This window comes from Lachnoanaerobaculum saburreum DSM 3986 (assembly GCF_000185385.1).
In the GTDB taxonomy this organism is placed as follows: domain Bacteria; phylum Bacillota; class Clostridia; order Lachnospirales; family Lachnospiraceae; genus Lachnoanaerobaculum; species Lachnoanaerobaculum saburreum.
Genome location: NZ_GL622308.1, coordinates 1 through 1,394 on the forward strand (window position 1 = coordinate 1; position 1,394 = coordinate 1,394).

Here is a 1,394-nt window from a genome sequence, read left to right on the forward strand (position 1 = left end):
TTTCTTGCTCTTTGTTTGGATAAATCCGATATCTATATGCCTTTAACATTAAGCTCACCCGCCTTTCTACCCTTGATTTTTTTATATATTGCTTTAACATTTCTTCAGAAATATTGCCTATGCTACAAGCAAAATATCCATCCGTCCAAAATGTATGTTCTTTCCAAAAATGATTCTTAGGATATTCTGTATGCTTTTTCCATATATGATATGTTGTATAACTCTTAATTAGATTAACCACTTTACTTATGGACATTGTAGGTTCAGTCTCTATCATATAGTGTATATGGTCTTTGTCTGTTTCCATATATTTTATGATTATATTACTCTTCCATACTCCCATAACGCTAGTTATTGTATCACAAATATCTATTTTTTGCTACCTTAACCCACCGTCTAAAGCCAGTGGGATTGCGGTAGCATTATTTCAATCAGTACTTCCTGACGGTAAGTATCAGCAAGAACCAAGCTTGTATTATAAGAAATGATTTGCTCTAATTTAAAAATAAGATCATCATAGTGTTTTAATTCTATCTCAAAAACCGGCTGAACCTTCCCCTCATAGTATATCACAATATATCTGAACGTATCCTTGCCCTGATTCGTTATGGTAAGCAACTTGCCGGGACGGGCATGCAGGCATTTTCCGGTATTTATAGAAAATATCTGCTTATCCAATTGAAAGCTTGCATAACCTTCTATAGGAAAAATAAGAGCATTTTTAGCTGTAGGGTAACTGCGCCAATCATTTGCTTCTAATTCAAACAGACAAAAACTAAGTGCATATAATTCATGGCAATTGTATGCAACTGCCAATCTCTTAAAATCTTCATTAATCTCATTAATTTGCGGCATCCCTCGCTCCATTCTAAAGTTGTTTGATTATAGTTTAAATTATTTATATCATAGGATAGTAAGTTTGATAAGACCTCAAATGTAAATAAAAAAGAAATCTTAAAACTAAGACTTCTTTTCAGAGCGCGAGACGGGACTCGAACCCGCGACCCCGACCTTGGCAAGGTCGTACTCCACCAACTGAGCCACTCGCGCATATGCTTATTATACCAATATACCAATCATTTGTAAAGGACATACTACAAACTTACTTTGTAAGTTCAAGTACGCTATTTTTCTAAGTTCGTACTTCGCTACACTCGTTCTCACTAAGAAAGGTTAATGTAGCACTATGACTTTACTTCGTAAAATCAAGTGTACTTTTCTTCTAAACTCAAATTCGCTATGCTCATTTTCGTTAAGAAGAAAATGCACCTTCAAAACTGCCTACCAATTCCCGAGCTATTATAAATTTTCCTATCTTTTGGTTAAACCCTCGACCTATTAGTGACTCTCAACTGAGTACATTGCTGTACTTACATCTTAGCCCTATCTACCTT

2 protein-coding genes, 1 tRNA gene and 1 pseudogene are annotated in these 1,394 nt (G+C 35.0%); all 4 read right to left on the reverse strand.

Annotated features, from left to right (window positions below):
• Nucleotides 1–100: helix-turn-helix domain-containing protein (locus HMPREF0381_RS16120; RefSeq protein ID WP_456297521.1), on the reverse strand; the 100-nt coding region annotated here is incomplete at its 3' end.
• A pseudogene (gene tnpA / locus HMPREF0381_RS14065) lies at nucleotides 80–331 on the reverse strand (IS200/IS605 family transposase); the annotation flags it as partial. The pseudogene tnpA and the gene HMPREF0381_RS16120, both read right to left, overlap by 21 nt.
• Before the next feature lie 65 nt (nucleotides 332–396).
• Complete coding sequence (locus HMPREF0381_RS14070; RefSeq protein WP_040462005.1) at nucleotides 397–855, reverse strand: hypothetical protein; 459 nt, start codon at nucleotides 853–855, stop codon at nucleotides 397–399.
• Between the two features lie 122 nt (nucleotides 856–977).
• A tRNA-Gly gene (locus HMPREF0381_RS14075) sits at nucleotides 978–1,050 on the reverse strand.
• Between the last annotated feature and the right edge of the window lie 344 nt (nucleotides 1,051–1,394).

What these genes read in the sequence shown, in the direction of transcription:
- HMPREF0381_RS14070 (WP_040462005.1), bottom strand. Translation starts at nt 855, where the DNA reads ATGCCGCAAATTAATGAGATTAATGAAGATTTTAAGAGATTGGCAGTT.